We start from the raw sequence: 18219 nt of genomic DNA on the forward strand, positions 1-18219 counted from the left end.
CTCAGCCATCCTTGCCCTCAGGCAGCACGCCCAAAGGCGGGTCGGCGATGATCCGGCCCGAGGCAAGGTCGACCGTCGGCACGGCGGCTTTGGTGAAGGGCAGGAAGGTGGTGGCCGAAGTGCCTGCAAGTTGCAGTTCCAACAGATCGTCCGCCCCGTGGTTCTGCACCGTTTTCACGCGCCCCAGCAGCACGCCGCCGGTGTCATAGACCTCAAGCCCGATGAGATCGGCGTGGTAGAATTCGTCATCCGGCAGGCCCGGCAATTGATCCCGCGCGGCAAAGAGCGAGACACCGCGCAGCTCGTCGGCCTCTTCCTTAGTGGTGATTTCGGCGATGCGCGCGGCAAAGCCGTTTTTGACCGGGTGCAGCAGGGCGAGGGTGAACTGGCGGCTGCCGTCCTCGGTGCTCAGCGGGCGGTAGTTTTCGATGTCTTCGGGCGCGGCGCAGTAGCTTTTCACGCGCACTTCGCCGCGCACGCCATAGGCGCCCGCGATGGCGCCGACGCAGATCAGGTCTTGGTCACTCATTGCAACAACTCCGAATTCACGCAGATCGTCCCGGTCCATTCACCGGCCCCGGCTTTGCATTCATCCTGCATTAACTGCCGATCATAGCGGATGCCAAGGACAAAGCCGAGCACGAGCACGGACAGAAGGAACAGTAGCTTTCTCATTAGCGGGTCTCGACCTTGAGGCGGGGGCGCGGGTCTCCCAACCCTTGGTTTCCAGTTCCGGCGTCAGGCTGTTTTCCTCGGGCCAGCCCATGCAGAGATAGGCCACCAGTGACCAGTCCTCTGGCACCGCAAGGTCACGGTTCAGCCGCGCGGGGTCGAGCACCGAGACCCAGCCCAGCCCGAGACCATGGGCGCGGGCGGTGAGCCATAGGTGGGTGATCGCCCCCACCACCGAATAGCGCCGCATTTCAGGCATGGTGCCCGCGCCGAGGCCGCTGCCCTTTTCGGTGCTCTCATCACAGTAGATCGCCAATTGCTCGGGCGCATCGCTCATCCCCGAGAGTTTGAGCCCGGCATAGAGCGCGGCCTTCTCACCCTCGTATCCGGCGAGGGCGCGGGCATTGGCGGATTGGAAATTCTCAAGCGCGGCTTGGCGCGCGGTGTCGGAGGCAACGCGGATGATCCGCCAGGGTTCCGACAGGCCCACAGAGGGGGCGAGGTTGAAACTGTCGAGGCAGCTTTGCACCAGCGCCTCGTCCAGCGGGTCTGTGCGAAAGCGGCGCACGTCGCGCCGCCATCGCATCAGGTCGTGCAGCCCGGCACGGAAGTCATCAGAGAATGTATCCATGCCGGGCGCTCGAAGCTTATTCTGCGGAAGCTTCTTCGGCAGGGGCGTTGGCAGCTTCGGCAGCGGCAGCGGCCTTGTCGGCTTTCTCCTGCGCGCGCTCTTGGGCTTTCTTGCCCGGTGCGCCCTTCTTGGGGTTGTTACGCTCGGTCTTTTCGCGGATGCCAGCGGCTTCCAGCATGCGAACGACGCGCTCGGTCGGCTGGGCGCCTTTGGCGATCCATTCCTGAACCTTTTCAACGTCCATCTTCACGCGGTCTTCGCTGTCTTTCGGCAGCAGCGGGTTGTAGGTGCCCAGCTTCTCGATGAAGCGGCCATCGCGCGGCATGCGGCTGTCGGCGGCCACGATGCGGTAGAAGGGGCGCTTTTTGGAACCGCCGCGGGCGAGACGAATTTTCATTGCCATGGTGTTTAATCCTTTAGGTTGGTTGGGGGGACGGGAGGCCGCCCTATTCTTGGTGGGTTTTGTGGTGCCGAATGACTTCGGCGATGATGAAGTTCAAGAACTTCTTGGCAAAGACGGGGTCGAGGTCCGCCGCTTCCGCCAAATCTTCGAGCCGCTCGATCTGGGCTGCCTCGCGGGCCGGATCGGAGGGGGGAAGGTCGTGCGTGGCCTTGAGTTTCCCCACGGCCTGCGTGTGTTTGAACCGCTCGCCCAGCGTATAGACGAGGATCGCGTCGAGCCTGTCGATCGAGGCGCGGTGCTCTTTCAGCAGCTCGGCGGCGCGGGCGGCGGTATCTGTGAGGGGCTCGGTCATTTCTTCTTCCCGAAACCGCTGAGGCCCCCGGGCAGGCCCATGCCGCCGCCGAGGCCACCGCCCATGCCGCCCAGACCGCCGGGCAGCTTGCCGCCCATTTGTTTGGCCGCCGCTTCCAGCGCCTTGGGGTCCATCTGGGAGGGGTCCATGCCGCCGGGCATGCCGCCCTTGCCCATCATGCCCTTCATGGCCTGCTTGAGCATGCCGCCTTTGCCCATCTTGCCCATCTTCTTCATCATGTCGGACATCTGGCGGTGCATCTTCATCAGCTTGTTGAGGTCGGAGACCTCCATGCCGGCACCCTTGGCGATACGCTTCTTGCGGCTGGCCTGCAGCAGGGCAGGGTTGGCGCGCTCTTTCTTGGTCATGGACTGGATGAGGGCGATCTGCTGCTTGAGGATCTTGTCATCGAAACCGGCGTCTTCGACCTGTTTCGCCATTTTCCCCATGCCGGGCATCATGCCCATCATGCCCTGCATGCCGCCCATCTTGATCATCTGTTCAAGCTGCATCTTCAGGTCGTTCATGTTGAACTGACCCTTGGCCATGCGCTTCATCATCTTCTCGGCCTGTTCGGCCTCGATGGTTTCCTGCGCCTTCTCGACCAGCGCCACGATGTCGCCCATGCCGAGGATACGGCCCGCGATACGCTCGGGCTCGAAGGTCTCAAGCGCGTCCATCTTTTCGCCCAGACCGACGAACTTGATCGGCTTGCCGGTCACGGCGCGCATCGAGAGCGCAGCACCGCCACGGCCATCGCCGTCCATCCGGGTCAGGACAACGCCGGAGATGCCGATACGCGCGTCAAAATTCTCAGCCGTATGCACGGCGTCTTGGCCGGTCAGGCCGTCGACAACCAGCAATGTTTCACGTGGATTGGCCACGTCGCGCACGGCTTCGACTTGGCTCATCAACTCTTCGTCGATGGACAGGCGGCCCGCGGTGTCCAGCATATAGACGTCATAGCCGCCCAAACCCGCCTGCGTTTTGGCGCGTTTGGCGATCTGTACCGGGCTTTCGCCCTTGACGATCGGCAGCGTGTCGACGCCGATCTGCGTGCCGAGGATTGCCAACTGCTCCATCGCGGCGGGGCGGTTCACGTCGAGCGAGGCCATCAACACGCGCTTGCCATCGCGGTCTTTCATGCGCTTGGCGAGTTTCGCGGTGGTGGTGGTCTTACCGCCGCCCTGTAGGCCGACCATCAGGATCGGTGCGGGCGGGCTGTCGATCTTCAGCGAACCGGGTTCGCCTTCGCCTTTCAGCACGTCGATCAGCGCGTCATGGACAATCTTGACGACCTGCTGGCCCGGTGTCACCGATTTGGTCACCGCTTGGCCCGTGGCCTTTTCCTGCACCGTCTTGACGAATTCACGCGCCACGGGCAACGAAACGTCCGCTTCCAACAGGGCGACGCGCACTTCGCGCAGGGCGGTCTTGACGTCCTCGTCGCTGAGCGCGCCTTGTTTGGTCAGGCGGTCAAAGACACCAGAGAGCCGTTCGCTTAGATTTTCAAACATGGGCACAGGGCCTTTCGGGTCGGTTGCACTTGCCCCTATTTAAGGACGCGCGCGAAAATGCACAAACGCCCCAGTGGGCGCAACGCGCTGACTGGGGGCGATCCCGACGACAGGCCGGGACCGGAAGGCAATGCTTCCGGAGATCGGTTGGCGTTTACGCGCTGCGGGGGTGCGAGTCAAGCCGCGTGGGGTGGCTGGCGAAAGGCCGCCATACAAAAGCCGCGCCCCCGGTGTGGGGACGCGGCTGATTTGGAGGAGAGGGCGGGGCGCTTAGGCCGCGTCGCGCAGCGCGTCGATCTGCGCATGGGCGCGGGCGATGGTGCCTTCGGCATCCACGGCCAGTTGGTCCGCCGCGACAAAGGTCACATCGGTGATGCCCAGAAAGCCCAACACAAAGCGGAGGTAGCCGCTGGCGAAATCGGCGGCGGAATCGATGCCCGTCCCGCCCGAGGCGAAGGCCACGATGACGCGTTTGTCCTCCAGCAGCCCTTGGGGGCCGTCTTCGGTGTAGCGGAAGGTCACCCCGACGCGGGCGATCAGGTCAATCCACGCTTTCAGCGAGGCGGGAATGGTGAAGTTGTAGATGGGCGCGCTGATCACGATCGTATCGGCGGCCTGCACTTCGGCAACCAGCGCGTCGGAGAGGGCGAGGGCTTCTTGATCCAGCTCGGTGCGCTCTTCGGCGGGTTTCACCCGGGCGCTGGCCCATGTCGAATCGATCAGCGGCAGGGGTTCGCTGGCGATGTCACGGGTGACGACGTCGCTGTCGCCCAGGGTTGCGATGATCCGGTCCGTCAGTTGGCGGGTGACGGAGTTTTCGCGGTTCACCGAGGTTTCGATGCGCAATGTGGCCATGGTGTTGATCCTTGTTCCAAGGGTAAATCTGATGGCATGGAATTAGCCATTGTGCTCGCGAACGCAACTGCCAGAATGAGCGTGACCATGTTCGTAAATGCACAAGTCGGGAAGGCGAGGTGAACAATGGACAATTGGGATGAGATCAGAACCGCCTATCAGGTCGCCCAGCTTGGCACCGTCAGCGGCGCGGCAGAGGTGCTGGGCGTGCATCATGCCACCGTGATCCGCCATATCGACGCGCTGGAGGGGCGGCTTGGCGTGAAGCTGTTTCAGCGCCATGCACGCGGCTACACGGCGACTGAGGCGGGGGAGGACCTGCTGCGGGTGGCGCGGGCGACGGACGATCAATTCAGCCAATTGGCCGGGCGGATCAAGGGGCGCGGCAGCGATGTTTCGGGGGAGTTGGTGATCACCTCGCTTGATTTCCTCGCCCCGCAGCTTGCGCCTTTGCTGACCGAGTTCCAGCGCCAGAACCCCGAACTGGTGGTGCGCTATCTGATCGGAGACCGCTTGTTCCGGCTGGAATATGGGGAGGCGCATGTCGCCATCCGTGCCGGGGCCGCGCCGGATCAGCCCGACAATGTGGTGCAGCCCTATGCGCAGCTGGCGGTGGGGGCCTATGCCAGCCGGGACTATGTGGCGCAGTACGGCATCCCGCAGGGGCCGGAGGATTACCACAAGCACCGTTTCATCGCCGCCGACAACCGAGACAGCCGCGCGCCCTATCACAAGTGGCTTTGGGCCACGGTGCCGGAGGAAAGCGTGACATGGCGCAGCACCAGCGGTGCGGCGCTGGAGGCGGCGCTGCGGGCCGGGGCAGGGATCGGCGGCTTGCCCGCTGCCATGGGGCGCAATGATCCGCAATTGGTTGAGATCCACGCCCCCGCCCCGATTGGGGCAGTGCGCTGTGGCTGGTCACCCATGTCGATCTGCACCGCACCAGCAAGGTGCAGGCGGTGCTGCGGTTCCTCAAGGAACATGCCGAGGATGCGGTCGCATGTCCCGAATAAGCGCCGCGGCGCAGGGGCATCTGGCGATGCTTTGCTTCTCGGCTCTGGTGGCCGGGTCATTCTCGCTCGGGGCGCAGGTGGCGAATGAGATCACGCCGACGGCGCTGAACGCCGTGCGTTTCGCCTTGGCGACGGTTTTGGTCGGGGCTTTGGCATGGGGGCGGGGCGATATCAGTCGGGCGGGCTTTGCAGCACCTTGGCGCTATTTCGTGCTGGCGGGGCTGTTCACGCTTTACTTCGTCTTGATGTTCGAAGGGTTGAAGACCGCGCCCCCGGTGGCTGCGGCGGCGGTCTTTACCCTCGTGCCGGTGATGGCGGCGGGGTTCGCCTGGCTGCTGATGCGGCAGGTCATGACGCCGCGCATGGCGCTGGCGCTGGCCATCGGCGGGGCCGGGGCGCTTTGGGTGATCTTTCGCGGCGACCTCGCGGCGCTTTTGGCCTTCGACATCGGGCGGGGGGAGGCGATTTATTTCGTCGGCTGCATCAGCCACGCGCTCTATACCCCATGGTAAGGCGGCTGAACCGCGGAGAAAACGCGGTGATGTTCACCTTTGGCACCCTGTTGGCGGGCGCGGTGCTCTTGGGGCTTTACGGCTGGGAAGACCTCCGCGCGACCGATTGGAGCGCCCTGCGTCCCTTGGTCTGGATCACCATCCTCTATGTCGCGGTCTTCGCCACGGCGGCCACCGTGGTTCTGCTGCAATTCGCGGCGCTGCGGCTGCCTTCGGCCAAGGTCATGGCCTATACCTATCTTACGCCCAGCTGGGTGATCCTGTGGGAGTTGGGCTTTGGCAATGCCCTGCCGGGGGCGCTGGTATGGGGTGGGGTGCTGCTGACGATCCTCGCGCTTTCGCTGCTGCTGCGCGCGGATGGCGAAGAAAAGTCATAAAAATTCAAAAAGTTGCGGAATCGGCGGAACCTAAGCGCGACGCCTGGCGTTGGGGCGTGAATTAACAGTGAAGGACACCACCATGCGTAGTATTATTTACCTGATCGGGTTGATCGTCGTGGTTTTGGCTATCTTGCGTTTCGCATTCGGCGTCATCTGACCGTCGATTGATCCTCCCCTTGTCTTATTTACCTCGTGGCAAGGGGGGATCACTCTATCTATATGAGTTTCACCTACTCTGACCCTGAGCGCATCTCGCCTTCGCTGTCCTCAGGCAGTTCGATTTCCAAGAAACGCTCGAAGGCATCAAGGTTCACCGGCTCGAATTGCCCGAACCCCTGCATCCAGACCGACGCATCGCGCAGCGCATCCGGCTCCAGTTTGCACCATTTCACCCGCCCCCGCTTTTCCTGACTGATCAGCCCCGCCGCTGTCAGCACGCCTAAATGCTTCGAGATCGCGGCAAGCGACATCTCGAAGGGTTCGGCGACATCGGTCACGGCCATATCATCCTCCAACAGCATGGCGAGGATGGCGCGACGTGTGGGGTCGGCGAGAGCGGCGAACACCTGATCGAGGTCTTGGGTCATACGTCTGAATAGCGCGGGGCGCGCGTAGGCGAAAGCGGCCATTGCGGCTAACTTAACCGCTGAGTTGAATAACCCTTCGGCGCGATTTCCTTGGGATTTGCCGGGGCCATTTCAAGTGTGGGTCGCCCCCGCTACCCGTAAGACTTTGTAAACGAATGGAAATCCGCGGCAGCCAAGGTTGTTGACTCTAACCCGCCCTGACAGTAGCACCGCAGCAGATATTCCTAAGGGGATTTTGGTGTGACCAGCCCGGACCAACGGCAGCAGATGGAGCAGCTTGAGGCCAGACTGGCAGCTGCGAAAGAACGCGGCGCACCCAAGCCCCGGGCGGATGAACATTATTCGCAGGCCAATATGGCATGGCGGATGGTGATCGAACTTGTGGCCGGTCTTGGGATCGGTTTCGGCATCGGATACGGGCTGGATGTGCTCTTTGGCACGCTGCCCATCTTCATGGTGCTCTTTGTAATGCTGGGCCTTGCGGCGGGGGTGAAGACAATGCTCCGCACCGCAGAGGAAATCCAGGGTAAACAACAGGCCGAACCGGCCGAACAGGATACGCCCCATTCGGGCAAGGACGAGGGAGCCTGAGATGGCAACAGAGACACACGGCGCTGAAACAGGCGGTCTGGAATTCCACCCGATGGACCAGTTCATCGTATCGCCGCTCTTTGGCGACGATGCTTCCGTTGCTTGGTACACCATAACCAACGCGACCTTCTGGATGGCGCTGGCGGTTCTGGCCACTTTCGCGATGCTCGTTCTGGGCAGCGCGCGCCGCTCGGTCGTTCCGGGCCGCATGCAATCGGTCGCTGAGCTGGCTTACGGCTTCATCCACAAGATGGTCGAAGACATCTGCGGCAAAGAGGGGCTAAAGTTCTTCCCCTATATCATGACCCTGTTCATGTTCATCGTCATGGCCAACTTCCTCGGCCTGATCCCGACAGCCTTCACCCCCACCGCGCATTTCTCGGTGACCGTGGTGCTGGCGCTGGCGGTGTTCATCACGGTGACCGTGGTGGGCTTCGTCAAGAACGGCGCGGCGTTCCTGAGCCTCTTCTGGGTGTCCTCGGCGCCTCTGGCCCTGCGCCCCGTGCTGGCGATCATCGAGCTGATCAGCTACTTCGTGCGCCCGGTCAGCCACTCCATTCGTCTGGCGGGTAACGTCATGGCGGGCCACGCGGTGATCAAGGTTTTCGCCGGTTTCGCCGCCATCGCTGTCATCTCGCCCGTTTCGGTCGTCGCGATCACCGCGATGTACGGTCTCGAAGTGCTGGTGGCCTTTATTCAGGCCTATGTCTTCACCATCCTGACATGCGTGTACCTCAAGGACGCGCTGCACCCCGCACACTAACAACCCCGACAACGGCGGGGTTTCCCGTCAAAGTTTTAACTTCCAATCGTAAGGAGATACCCCAATGGAAGGTCAACTCGCACATATCGGCGCAGGCATCGCAGGTCTCGGCACAGGCATCGCAGCTCTGGGTGTCGGCAACGTTGCCGCCAACTTCCTGTCCGGCGCACTGCGCAACCCCTCGGCAGCCGCAAGCCAGACAGCGACCCTGTTCATCGGCATCGCTTTCGCAGAAGCTCTGGGGATCTTCTCGTTCCTCGTCGCTCTGCTGCTGATGTTCGCTGTCTAAGCTCTCGGAACTGTAATCCTTACGAGCGGGCAGGCGCGCAACGCCGTGTCTGCCCGGCTGTAACGGCAAAGTTTCCAAGGAGAAGCCACGATGGCAACTGTAACAACCAGCGACGGGCTGGCCGACGCGACCGGCATTGCGACCCATGCTGCCGAAACGCCGGGCATGCCGCAGCTGAACTTCGATCACTGGGGCAACCAGATTTTCTGGCTGATCCTCGCGCTGATCGCCACCTACCTGATCCTGTCGCGCGTGGCTCTGCCTCGTATCGGTGCGGTTTTGGCTGAACGCCAAGGGACCATCACCAATGACATCGCGGCTGCCGAAGACCTTAAGGTCAAGGCGCAGGAAGCCGAAGCCGCCTATGACAAGGCCCTGATCGACGCCCGTGCCGAGGCACAGCAGATCGTGGCTCAGGCAAAAGCGGACATGCAGGCTGATCTGGATGCCGAAATGGCCAAGGCCGATGCCGAGATTGCCGCGCAAGTGGCGGAATCGGAAAAAGCCATCGCCGAAATTCGCGCGGGCGCCATGGACAACGTACAAGCCGTTGCCAAGGACACCGCCGAGGCCCTCGTCGCCGCTCTGGGTGGCACGGCCGATACCGCGACTGTCAGCGCTGCCGTCGACGCGCGGATGAAAGGATAAGCCATGACCAAATCCATGCGCCTGACACTTTCGACCCTACTCGCCGGTCTCGTCGCTTCGCCGGCGCTTGCCGCCACGGGGCCTTTCTTTTCGCTGCGCAACACCGATTTCATCGTGTTGCTGGCCTTCCTGCTGTTCCTTGGGATCCTGATTTACTTCAAGGTGCCAACGCTTTTGATCGGCATGCTCGACAAACGCGCCGACGGCATCAAGACCGAGCTGGAAGAAGCCCGCGCCCTGCGTGAAGAAGCGCAAACCCTGCTGGCCTCTTATGAGCGCAAGCAGAAAGAGGTGCAGGACCAAGCGGACCGGATCGTGTCTTCCGCCAAGGAAGATGCACGTCTCGCCGCCGAACAGGCGCGGGCGGATATGGCCAAGTCGCTTGAGCGTCGCATGGCCGCCGCGAAAGACCAGATCAGCTCGGCCGAGGCCGCCGCTGTGAAGGAAGTCCGCGACCAAGCCGTGACCATCGCCGTGGCCGCCGCGCGCGACGTGATCGCCAAGCAGATGACCGCCGCACAGGGCAACAAGCTGATCGACGATGGCATCGCCCAAGTCGAAGCCAAGCTGCACTAGGCCAGCGCCTTATAGATTTTTGAAAGCCCCGGCCCCGCTGGGGCTTTTTCTTTTGCGTTAGGCTTTTGTTAACTCTGCCGGGGCAGGGTTGAACCATGCGGTTGCTCGTTATCATTGCAATGTTGATTGGCCTCGCGGCCTGTACGGCGCCCAGTCGGGAGTTCCGGGGGCTGCCGGCGCAGCGGATCACCGTGGAGGGGTCGGTGTTCGAAGTCCGCGTACGGGGCGAGCGGGCAGAGGCGGTGCGTGTAAACACCCAATACGCGCCGCGCTTTGGTCCCATCCGCGCGCGGGCCGGGCACGCGATGGCGCAGGCTAGTGGCTGTGAGGTGAAAGAGGTTCTAGGCGATCAGGCGCTGGCGCTTGGGGTGCTGGACTGTGACTAGCCCGGACTCTGTATTGCGGCATCGTTTGAGGCGAGGGGCGCGAAATGGGCGAAGCGTGCCATCGACCCGCTCCAACTAAGTGCCCCGTAGGGCAAACGCGCCGATTAAGACAATATCTTGTGGATAACCGCCGACCGCCCCCTCTCCCTTGGGGCTTTTGATTGACTCGGACCCATGCCAAACGGCAAGTTCGCCGCTCAGGCGAGAATCAATCACGGCAGGGCTAACTTGCGCTTTTCCAAACTCAGATTAACCGGCTTCAAAAGCTTTGTGGACCCGACCGACCTTGTCATTTCCGACGGGTTGACCGGGGTCGTGGGGCCGAACGGCTGTGGCAAATCCAACCTGCTCGAAGCGCTGCGATGGGTCATGGGCGAAAACCGCCCGACCGCCATGCGCGGCGGCGGCATGGAAGATGTGATCTTCGCCGGTGCCTCCTCCCGGCCCGCACGCAACTTCGCCGAAGTGGCGCTGCACCTCGACAACAGTGACCGGTTGGCGCCTGCGGGATTTAATGAGCAAGACGCGCTTGAAATCGTCCGCCGGATCACCCGCGACGTGGGCAGCGCCTATAAGGTAAACGGCAAGGATGTACGCGCCCGCGACGTGCAGATGCTTTTCGCCGATGCCTCGACCGGGGCGCATAGCCCCGCCTTGGTCCGGCAGGGGCAGATTGCCGAGTTGATCAACGCCAAGCCAAAAAGCCGTCGTCGCATTTTGGAAGAGGCCGCTGGCATCTCGGGCCTGTATCAGCGCCGTCATGAGGCCGAGTTGAAACTTAACGGGGCGGAGCAAAACCTCGCCCGCGTAGACGATGTGGTCGAACAACTGGCCGCGCAATTGGCCACGCTGGCCCGGCAAGCCCGGCAGGCGGCGCGGTATCGTGAGATTGGCGAAGCACTGCGCCATGCCGAAGGCTTGTTGCTGTATCGCCGCTGGCGCGAAGCCGATGAGGCGCGTGCGAAAGCCGAGGGGGAATTGCGTGCTCGCGTCGCCGCCACGGCAGAGGCCGAAGCGCAAGTGCGCCGCGTGGCCGAAGGGCGGGCAGAGGCCGAAGCCGCCTTGCCGCCCCTGCGCGAGGAAGAGGCGATTGCGACTGCGATTCTGCAACGTCTCACCACGCAGCGCGACACCCTGACCGCGGAAGAGGCGCGGGCGGCGTCGCTGATCGAAACCCTGACAGGCCGCATTGCTCAGCTGACCCGTGATATCGAACGCGAAGGCGGGCTGAATCGCGACGCGGAAGAAACGATCGCGCGCCTCGAAGAGGAAGCGGAAGGCCTCGCCAAGGCGGACAAGGGGCACGACAGCGCGCTTGAGGAGGCGGAGCAGGCCGCGCGCGAGGCAGCCGAAGTCTTGCAAACCCGCGAGGCCGACCTTTCGCAGCAGACCGAAGACGTGGCCCGTTTGGCCGCGCGCCACAGTTCGGCGGAACGCTTGCTTCAAGACAGCCGCAAGACGTTAGAGAAGTCGGAGGCCGAGGCCCGCAAGGCCTGCGATGCGGTGGCCCAAAGCCAAGCGACCCTCGACAAGGCCGGGCTAGATTTCGCGGCGGCTGAGAAGGCCGAAGCCGCAGCCGTCACCGCCTCGGCGGCGGCGGATGCCGCCCTTTTGGCTGCCGAAGAGACCCGCGCCGACACGCAATCGCGCGAGGCCGAGGCCCGCGCGGAGCGCTCTGAGGCGGAGGGCGAGGCCAAGGCCCTGCGCGCCGAGGTTGGCGCGCTGGCTAAATTGGTGGAGCGTGACAGCGCCGAAGGCGGGCAGATCCTCGACCGGTTGCAGGTGGAACAGGGTTTTGAGAAAGCGCTCGGCGCGGCCTTGGCCGATGACCTGCGTGCACCTGAGGTAGAGGCCGATCGCCCCTCAGGCTGGGCGCTTTTGCCGAACTACCCGGCGCGCCAGCCACTGCCCGCCGGGGTGACCCCGCTCACGCAGCATGTCACCGTGCCGCGGGTGTTAGAGCGCCGAATGGCCCAAGTCGGGCTCGTTGATGCCGACGCGGGCGGAGAGTTGCAGGCGCAGTTGCAGCCAGGGCAGCGCTTGGTGTCGAAGGAGGGGGACCTCTGGCGGTGGGACGGTTTCCGCGCCATGGCCGAAGATGCGCCCTCGGCAGCCGCGCTGCGCTTGCAGCAGTTGAACCGGTTGGAAGTCCTGAAACAGACGCTGGAACAGGCCAGCACCCGTGCCGATGCCGCGCGGGCGGCGCATGAGACCCTCCAGCAGCAACTGGCCGAACAGGCCGAGGCCGACAAACGGGCCCGCGAGGCGCGGCGCGATGCCGACAGGCAGGTGGCCGAAGCGGGCCGCGCGTTAAGTCGGGCAGAGGCAGATCGCAACCTTGCCCAGAGCCGGTTGGAATCCCTCGGCCTTGCCGTGAAACGCCATGAGGAAGCCGCGATCACCGCGCGGGCCGAGGTGATGGACGCCGAGCGCACGCTGGCGGGCTTGGATGACCTTTCCGCCGCCCGTGCGACGGTCGAGGATGTCCGCATGACGGTCGAGGCGTCGCGGATCACCATGATGTCGCGCCGCTCGGCCCATGACGAATTGCGCCGCGAAGGCGAGGCGCGCAGACGGCGGCTGCAAGAGGTCGCGAAAGAGGTCAGCGGCTGGCGGAAGCGCTTGGAAACGGCGGGCAAGCGCAGCGCTGAATTGGTCGAGCGCAAGACCGCGTCGGAGGCCGAATTGGCCGAGGCAAGCGCTGTCCCGGCGGAGATCGCGGCGAAGCGGGAAGACCTGTCAGGCGCGATCACCTCTGCCGAGGCCCGCCGCGCCCATGCCACGGAAACGCTGGCCGCCGCGGAAGCCGCCTTGAAAGCCGCGACGGACACCGAGCGTGACGCGGAGCGGCAGGCATCGGACGCGCGGGAGGCCCGTGCCCGGGCCGAGGCCCGCAGCGATGCCGCCCGTGAAACGGTGACCCATGCGGCGGAACGCATTCAGGATGAACGACAGAGCACGCCCGAGGCGCTGCGCGATGCGCTCGATGTCGAGACGGATCAGATTCCGCCGGTGGAAACGCTTGAAGAGGACGTGAACCGGTACAAGCGGCAGCGGGATTCCTTGGGCGCGGTGAACCTGCGCGCTGAGGATGATGCGAAAGAGATACGCGAAGAGCACGAAGCCCTGCTGACCGAGAAGGCCGATCTGGAAGAGGCGATCAAGACCCTGCGCAGCGGCATTGCGGGCCTCAACCGCGAGGGGCGGGAACGGCTGCTGACCGCCTTTGATCAGGTGAACGCGAATTTCTCGATGCTGTTCACCCATCTCTTCGGCGGCGGTGAAGCGAACCTTGTAATGGTCGAAAGCGACGATCCCTTGGAAGCCGGGTTGGAGATCATGTGCCAGCCGCCGGGCAAGAAGCTCAGCACCCTCAGCCTGCTGTCGGGTGGGGAGCAGACGTTGACCGCGATGGCGCTGATCTTTGCCGTCTTCCTCGCCAATCCGGCGCCGATCTGTGTGCTGGATGAGGTCGACGCGCCGCTTGATGACGCAAATGTGACCAGGTTCTGTGATCTGCTGGATGAGATGTGCCGTCAGACCGACACGCGCTTTCTGATCATCACGCACCATGCGGTGACCATGGCCCGGATGGACCGGCTCTTTGGCGTCACCATGGCGGAGCAGGGGGTGAGCCAATTGGTCTCTGTTGATTTGAAAAAGGCGGAAACGCTGGTCGCGTGAAGGTGGGAGACGCCGGTGGTTTGTGCCGGCCCTTAAAGCGGGTGCGCATCAGTTTGCCGCGGGCTTTCGTGGCCGTTGGTCAGGTGGTGTGAGCCGTATGGCCCGGGCGGAGTTTCGCGTGAACGACGGGCTGTGATCAGCCTTTGCGCGCGACGGTGACGCCGGCAACATCCTCAATAAACGTTAGAATACGGGCCTTTACCGCATCATCCTTGATGGAGCCGATGGCGTTTACGATGTCGAGCGAGGGGTCGTTGCTGGCCTCGGGCTTGTCGTTATCCAGCCCTTCGAAGAAATAGCCGGGGGTGACGTTGAGTATCCGGGCCAGCTCATGCAAGCGGCTGGCGGCGATCCGGTTGGAGCCGATTTCATACTTTTGGATCTGCTGAAACGACAGTTTGAGTTCGCGTGCCACATCGGTCTGGGATTGCCGTCGCAGGGTGCGTGCCTGCTTGAGCCGACGACCGACGTGAACGTCTACGGGGTGGGACATGGTTCAATACCTCTGGTTGAGTACCATATATTCACTACCCGCAATGTATTGAGGATCAATTGCCTAGATCTGGCCTCTTTGCGTTAACCAATTCACCCTAGCTGTATGGATTATGTTGCGTTACCGGGTGATTCATGTACCATCCCTTGCCTATGAACCAGCATATGTCCGATATTGAGCCGGTCGCACCCGTGCCCCAGACCTTGCAAAAGGACCCCGCCCCGGCCCTTTTGTTCGAGATGATGCGCTCTTTCGTGACGCTGGCGCATACTTTGAACCTCAGCCATGCGGTGGCCGAATTGGCCAGCACCCGGCAGACGGTCCGGCGGCATATCCAGCAGTTGGAAGAGGCGATGGGCGCGCCGCTCTTCACGATTGAGAACCGCCGCTATTCCCTGACCAAAGCAGGCGCCGAGGCCCTGCCCGAAGCGCGCGATATTATCGATCGGGGCAAGCTGTGGCTGGATGGCAAGACGCGCCATGCCGACGGTATGCTGCGCCTTTCCCATGAAGAGCCGAACGGCTGGTGTTTTCACCAACAACAGCAGCCCTGTCGCTGATCTGGGACGGTGGCTCTGCCATGCTTCAGGCCGTGTTGCAGGCGTGGAGCCTGAGCCGGGGTGAGTTGGAGAGCGAGGCCTTCCGCGCCATGCGCCCCTATGTGCTGGTCTACCGCGACTCGCCCAACGGCTGGATCTGTACCGAGGTCGGCGAGAAATCCTTTTACACGCAATGGTGGGGCTGGACCAATGCGCGCAGCAGCATCGGGCGGCCGATCAAGCTGTTTCCGGGCGGGCCTGAGTTCGAGAATATGTTGAACTACCCCTTTCGGGAGGTCGAGGCGACCTGTGGCGTTCGCCTAGACGAGGTGGTCACCGAAATCCCGCGGGAGGAGGGGGGCGCGCCGGTGCCTCTGGCCTATAAACGTTTGCTGATGGCCGGGCGCTATCCGGACAAGAGCTTTGCTCTGATCGCGGCGGTCGACCGGTCGACCTCGGTCAATATCGTCGGCGTGGATGACAGTTTCCTGCGCGAGATGCCTTTGGATGCGAAGGTGACTTTCGCAGGCTAAAGGTCACGGAGCGTGAGATGCGAAAAGGGCCGCCCAACAGGGGCGGCCCTTTCTGTTTCATCCTTGGCGAAAGGCTTAGCTGATCGCCGCGGCTTTCACATCGTCGTCGATATGGGGCAGGTACTGCTCGAAGTTGTCCGAGAACATCTTGACCAGTTTTGCCGCCTGACGGTCGTAGGCCTCCGGGTCGTCCCAGGTCCGGCGCGGGTCAAGCAGGATGTCGGCGACGCCGTTCACCTCGACAGGGACATCGAAGCCGAAATTCGGGTCTTTGCGGAACTCCGCATCCGCCAGACGCCCTTCGAGGGCGGCACTCAGCAGCGCGCGGGTCGCCTTGATCGGCATCCGCGAGCCGGTGCCGTATGCGCCGCCAGTCCAGCCGGTGTTCACGAGCCAGCAGGTGGCCCCGTGCTGGGCGATCTTTTCGCGCAGCAGGTTGCCGTAAACCTCGGGCCGGCGCGGCATGAAGGGGGCGCCGAAACAGGTGGAGAATGTGGGCTCCGGCTCGGTCACGCCACGCTCGGTCCCCGCCACCTTGGAGGTAAAGCCGGATAGGAAGTGATACATCGCCTGCGCCGGGCTCAGCCGCGCGATCGGGGGCAGCACGCCGAAGGCATCGCAGGTCAGCATGATGATGTTTTTCGGATGGCCGCCGACGGCCTTCTCACTGGCGTTCGAGATGTAGTGCAGCGGGTAGGCGGCACGCATGTTGGCGGTAAGCGAGTCGTCGTCGAAGTCGAGCTCGAAAGTATCGGGATCGAAGACCATATTCTCGATCACCGTGCCGAATTTGGAGGTCGTCGCGTAGATCTCCGGCTCGGCCTCGGGGTTTAGGTTGATGGTCTTGGCATAGCAGCCGCCTTCGAAGTTGAAGGTGCCGTTGTCGGACCAGCCATGCTCGTCATCGCCGATCAGCGTGCGCTCGGGATCGGCGGAGAGGGTGGTCTTGCCGGTGCCCGAGAGGCCAAAGAAAACCGCGGTATCGACCGGGTTGCCGTTGGCGTGGTTGGCCGAGCAGTGCATCGGCATGATGCCTTTTTCCGGCAGCAGGTAGTTCAGCAGGGTGAAAACGGATTTCTTGTTCTCGCCCGCGTATTCGGTGCCGCCGATGAGGATCATCTTGCGGTCGAAGTTCATCGCGATCACGGTCTCGCTGCGGCAGTCATGCTTGGCCGGGTCGGCCTGAAAGCTGGGGCAGTTAATGACGGTGAAATCGGCGGTGAAGTCCTTCAACGCTTCGGCATCGGGGCGGCGCAGCATGGTGCGGATGAAAAGCCCGTGCCATGCCAGTTCGGTCACCATGCGCACGTTGATCGCATGTTTGGGGTCCGCCCCGCCGACGAGGTCTTGGACGAAGTAGTCCTTGCCCTGCATATGTGCGAGCATGTCTTCGTAAAGCGCGTCAAAGCCCTCGGGCGACATCTCGGCGTTGTTTTCCCACCAGATGCTGTCGGCCACACTGTCGGTCTTGACCACATGTTTGTCCTTGGGCGAGCGGCCCGTGAACTTGCTGGTGGTGACGAGGAAGGCCCCGCCTTTGCCAAGGCTGCCTTCGCCCCGTTTCAATGCCGCCTCGACCAGCGCAGGCTCGGTCAGGTTGTAATAGACATCGCCAAGCCCGCTGATCTTTTGATCCTCAAGGCTGAACTGCGGGTTTACCCGTCCAAATGTCATATGATGTCTCCTGTGGTAGCGCGTGAGCAGCGCAGAACGTGTCCGAGCGGGCGCAATTGCCCTGGGCGTCGGGGGCCTTGAGTGCCTCTTAACACGGGCGTTTTCTGGTTGAACAGGCAGCTTTGTCACAGTTAGCGCCATCATCTAAAACTTTGTTCCCGAGCCCATAGATCCCGGCCCGATGCGGCGCGCGGGGCACCGGCTTCCTCTTGGACCGGGCCGGTCAAAGTGCGGCAATTTAGCCATTCCTAACCAAATTATGACGGAATTGGTGCATCTCAGAGGCACGATTCGCACTTAAGGATTGATTCGATCTGTAATATTGGAGATCACTGACTCCAAAAATAAGAACGAATTGAGCAGCATAAGGAAGCAGGCAATGTCAAAGATCGCATTGGTAGACGATGACAGGAACATCCTGACATCCGTTTCGATGACTCTTGAAGCTGAAGGTTTCGAAGTGGAAACCTATAATGATGGCCAAGCGGCGCTGGACGCCTTCAACAAGAAACTGCCCGATATGGCGGTGCTGGACATCAAGATGCCCCGTATGGACGGCATGGATCTGCTCCAACGTCTGCGCCAGAAAACCGCGATGCCGGTGATCTTCCTGACCTCCAAGGACGATGAGATCGACGAGGTGCTGGGCCTGCGCATGGGGGCCGACGATTACGTCAAAAAACCCTTCAGCCAACGCCTGTTGGTCGAACGTATCCGCGCGCTTCTGCGCCGCCAAGACGCGGTTGAGACCAATGAGGTCGGGGATACCGAAGAGACCAAGGTGATGGAACGCGGCGATCTGCGGATGGACCCGCTGCGCCACGCGGTAAGCTGGAAGGGCAAGGATGTGTCGCTGACCGTGACCGAATTCCTGCTGCTGCAAGCCCTCGCGCAGCGCCCCGGTTTCGTGAAATCGCGCGACCAGCTGATGGATGTGGCCTATGATGATCAGGTCTATGTGGATGACCGCACCATCGACAGCCATATCAAGCGCCTGCGCAAAAAGATGCGCAGCGCGGATGATGAATTTTCGGCGATCGAGACGCTTTACGGCATCGGCTATAGATATAACGAAGAGTAAACCCGTCGGTTAACGCGGGTCGAAAGGAAGCTTGTGCGGG

At 62.6% G+C, this 18219-nt stretch carries 19 protein-coding genes and 2 pseudogenes; 12 read left to right on the forward strand and 9 right to left on the reverse strand.

The genetic code is table 11. The features are described from left to right. Position 1 precedes the first annotated feature (1 nt). From rimM to CUR85_RS09690, 6 genes are all read right to left on the reverse strand, one after another. Positions 2-529 (reverse strand): ribosome maturation factor RimM, encoded by a 528-nt coding sequence (rimM, locus tag CUR85_RS09665; RefSeq protein ID WP_067262243.1) that lies wholly within the window; start codon positions 527-529, stop codon positions 2-4. A gap of 81 nt (positions 530-610) precedes the next feature. Then, entirely contained in the window at positions 611-1303 is a 693-nt protein-coding gene (gene bluB / locus CUR85_RS09670) for a 5,6-dimethylbenzimidazole synthase (protein WP_280322616.1), read from the reverse strand. Positions 1304-1319: 16 nt separating this feature from the next. Continuing rightward, on the reverse strand, positions 1320-1706 hold the full coding sequence (gene rpsP / locus CUR85_RS09675; protein ID WP_067262240.1) for a 30S ribosomal protein S16: 387 nt from the start codon (positions 1704-1706) through the stop codon (positions 1320-1322). Between the two features lie 43 nt (positions 1707-1749). Continuing rightward, complete coding sequence (locus CUR85_RS09680; RefSeq protein ID WP_067262239.1) at positions 1750-2058, reverse strand: chorismate mutase; 309 nt, start codon at positions 2056-2058, stop codon at positions 1750-1752. Further along, positions 2055-3575, reverse strand: coding sequence for a signal recognition particle protein (gene ffh / locus CUR85_RS09685; protein ID WP_067262238.1), 1521 nt, complete (start codon positions 3573-3575; stop codon positions 2055-2057). The genes CUR85_RS09680 and ffh overlap by 4 nt, the downstream gene beginning before the upstream one ends. 270 nt (positions 3576-3845) lie before the next feature. Next, positions 3846-4430 carry an FMN-dependent NADH-azoreductase gene (locus tag CUR85_RS09690; RefSeq protein WP_067262237.1) on the reverse strand — a complete coding sequence of 195 codons (585 nt, stop codon included), beginning with the start codon at positions 4428-4430 and terminating at the stop codon, positions 3846-3848. A gap of 126 nt (positions 4431-4556) precedes the next feature. Between CUR85_RS09690 and CUR85_RS09695 the strand changes: the two are divergent. Both CUR85_RS09695 and CUR85_RS09700 read left to right on the forward strand, forming a co-directional pair. After that, positions 4557-5443 (forward strand): annotated as a pseudogene (locus tag CUR85_RS09695) (LysR family transcriptional regulator). Then, positions 5431-6332, forward strand: a pseudogene (locus tag CUR85_RS09700) (DMT family transporter). The pseudogenes CUR85_RS09695 and CUR85_RS09700 overlap by 13 nt, the downstream one beginning before the upstream one ends. A gap of 233 nt (positions 6333-6565) precedes the next feature. Here the strand turns inward: CUR85_RS09700 and CUR85_RS09705 are convergent. Then, a complete protein-coding gene (locus tag CUR85_RS09705; protein ID WP_067260654.1) occupies positions 6566-6922 on the reverse strand; it encodes an ArsR/SmtB family transcription factor in 357 nt (118 codons plus the stop codon). A gap of 240 nt (positions 6923-7162) precedes the next feature. Here CUR85_RS09705 and CUR85_RS09710 point away from each other — a divergent pair, with 240 nt between their 5' ends. From CUR85_RS09710 to smc, 7 genes are all read left to right on the forward strand, one after another. Continuing rightward, positions 7163-7513, forward strand: coding sequence for an AtpZ/AtpI family protein (locus CUR85_RS09710; protein ID WP_067260640.1), 351 nt, complete (start codon positions 7163-7165; stop codon positions 7511-7513). 1 nt (position 7514) lies between these two features. Then, positions 7515-8276 carry a F0F1 ATP synthase subunit A gene (locus CUR85_RS09715; RefSeq protein ID WP_067260637.1) on the forward strand — a complete coding sequence of 254 codons (762 nt, stop codon included), beginning with the start codon at positions 7515-7517 and terminating at the stop codon, positions 8274-8276. Between the two features lie 64 nt (positions 8277-8340). Further along, positions 8341-8565, forward strand: a complete 225-nt coding sequence (locus CUR85_RS09720) for a F0F1 ATP synthase subunit C (protein WP_007118046.1) — start codon at positions 8341-8343, stop codon at positions 8563-8565. Positions 8566-8655: 90 nt separating this feature from the next. Further along, the gene (locus tag CUR85_RS09725) at positions 8656-9213 is read left to right on the forward strand and encodes a F0F1 ATP synthase subunit B' (protein ID WP_136720208.1); all 558 of its coding nucleotides are present in this window, start codon (positions 8656-8658) and stop codon (positions 9211-9213) included. A gap of 15 nt (positions 9214-9228) precedes the next feature. Then, positions 9229-9789, forward strand: a complete 561-nt coding sequence (locus tag CUR85_RS09730; RefSeq protein WP_067260649.1) for a F0F1 ATP synthase subunit B — start codon at positions 9229-9231, stop codon at positions 9787-9789. Between the two features lie 95 nt (positions 9790-9884). Beyond that, complete coding sequence (locus tag CUR85_RS09735) at positions 9885-10175, forward strand: hypothetical protein (protein ID WP_067260634.1); 291 nt, start codon at positions 9885-9887, stop codon at positions 10173-10175. Positions 10176-10403: 228 nt separating this feature from the next. Beyond that, a complete protein-coding gene (gene smc, locus CUR85_RS09740) occupies positions 10404-13859 on the forward strand; it encodes a chromosome segregation protein SMC (protein WP_067260631.1) in 3456 nt (1151 codons plus the stop codon). A gap of 136 nt (positions 13860-13995) precedes the next feature. Here the strand turns inward: smc and CUR85_RS09745 are convergent, their stop codons facing one another. Further along, complete coding sequence (locus CUR85_RS09745; RefSeq protein WP_067260629.1) at positions 13996-14352, reverse strand: helix-turn-helix domain-containing protein; 357 nt, start codon at positions 14350-14352, stop codon at positions 13996-13998. A 164-nt stretch (positions 14353-14516) separates the two neighbouring features. On the opposite strand from CUR85_RS09745, the gene CUR85_RS09750 reads away from it, so the two are divergent. Together CUR85_RS09750 and CUR85_RS09755 are read left to right on the forward strand one after the other, a co-directional pair. Further along, the gene (locus tag CUR85_RS09750) at positions 14517-14912 is read left to right on the forward strand and encodes a LysR family transcriptional regulator (protein ID WP_280322617.1); all 396 of its coding nucleotides are present in this window, start codon (positions 14517-14519) and stop codon (positions 14910-14912) included. Further along, a complete protein-coding gene (locus CUR85_RS09755; protein WP_280322618.1) occupies positions 14879-15424 on the forward strand; it encodes a hypothetical protein in 546 nt (181 codons plus the stop codon). The genes CUR85_RS09750 and CUR85_RS09755 overlap by 34 nt, the downstream gene beginning before the upstream one ends. Positions 15425-15499: 75 nt before the next feature. On the opposite strand, the gene CUR85_RS09760 is transcribed toward CUR85_RS09755, so the two are convergent. Then, entirely contained in the window at positions 15500-17098 is a 1599-nt protein-coding gene (locus CUR85_RS09760; RefSeq protein WP_067260623.1) for a phosphoenolpyruvate carboxykinase, read from the reverse strand. A 379-nt stretch (positions 17099-17477) separates the two neighbouring features. Here CUR85_RS09760 and CUR85_RS09765 point away from each other — a divergent pair, with 379 nt between their 5' ends. Next, the gene (locus CUR85_RS09765) at positions 17478-18179 is read left to right on the forward strand and encodes a response regulator transcription factor (RefSeq protein WP_067260621.1); all 702 of its coding nucleotides are present in this window, start codon (positions 17478-17480) and stop codon (positions 18177-18179) included. Positions 18180-18219 lie beyond the last annotated feature (40 nt).

The sequence above is a fragment of the Sulfitobacter faviae genome (assembly GCF_029870955.1).
In the GTDB taxonomy this organism is placed as follows: Bacteria; Pseudomonadota; Alphaproteobacteria; order Rhodobacterales; family Rhodobacteraceae; genus Sulfitobacter; species Sulfitobacter faviae.

Coding starts and splice junctions, on each gene's coding strand:
- rimM (WP_067262243.1), bottom strand. CDS start 529: ATGAGTGACCAAGACCTGATCTGCGTCGGCGCCATCGCGGGCGCCTAT.
- bluB (WP_280322616.1), bottom strand. CDS start 1,303: ATGGATACATTCTCTGATGACTTCCGTGCCGGGCTGCACGACCTGATG.
- rpsP (WP_067262240.1), bottom strand. CDS start 1,706: ATGGCAATGAAAATTCGTCTCGCCCGCGGCGGTTCCAAAAAGCGCCCC.
- CUR85_RS09680 (WP_067262239.1), bottom strand. CDS start 2,058: ATGACCGAGCCCCTCACAGATACCGCCGCCCGCGCCGCCGAGCTGCTG.
- ffh (WP_067262238.1), bottom strand. CDS start 3,575: ATGTTTGAAAATCTAAGCGAACGGCTCTCTGGTGTCTTTGACCGCCTG.
- CUR85_RS09690 (WP_067262237.1), bottom strand. CDS start 4,430: ATGGCCACATTGCGCATCGAAACCTCGGTGAACCGCGAAAACTCCGTC.
- CUR85_RS09705 (WP_067260654.1), bottom strand. CDS start 6,922: ATGACCCAAGACCTCGATCAGGTGTTCGCCGCTCTCGCCGACCCCACA.
- CUR85_RS09715 (WP_067260637.1), top strand. CDS start 7,515: ATGGCAACAGAGACACACGGCGCTGAAACAGGCGGTCTGGAATTCCAC.
- CUR85_RS09720 (WP_007118046.1), top strand. CDS start 8,341: ATGGAAGGTCAACTCGCACATATCGGCGCAGGCATCGCAGGTCTCGGC.
- CUR85_RS09725 (WP_136720208.1), top strand. CDS start 8,656: ATGGCAACTGTAACAACCAGCGACGGGCTGGCCGACGCGACCGGCATT.
- CUR85_RS09730 (WP_067260649.1), top strand. CDS start 9,229: ATGCGCCTGACACTTTCGACCCTACTCGCCGGTCTCGTCGCTTCGCCG.
- CUR85_RS09735 (WP_067260634.1), top strand. CDS start 9,885: ATGCGGTTGCTCGTTATCATTGCAATGTTGATTGGCCTCGCGGCCTGT.
- CUR85_RS09745 (WP_067260629.1), bottom strand. CDS start 14,352: ATGTCCCACCCCGTAGACGTTCACGTCGGTCGTCGGCTCAAGCAGGCA.
- CUR85_RS09750 (WP_280322617.1), top strand. CDS start 14,517: ATGTCCGATATTGAGCCGGTCGCACCCGTGCCCCAGACCTTGCAAAAG.
- CUR85_RS09760 (WP_067260623.1), bottom strand. CDS start 17,098: ATGACATTTGGACGGGTAAACCCGCAGTTCAGCCTTGAGGATCAAAAG.
- CUR85_RS09765 (WP_067260621.1), top strand. CDS start 17,478: ATGTCAAAGATCGCATTGGTAGACGATGACAGGAACATCCTGACATCC.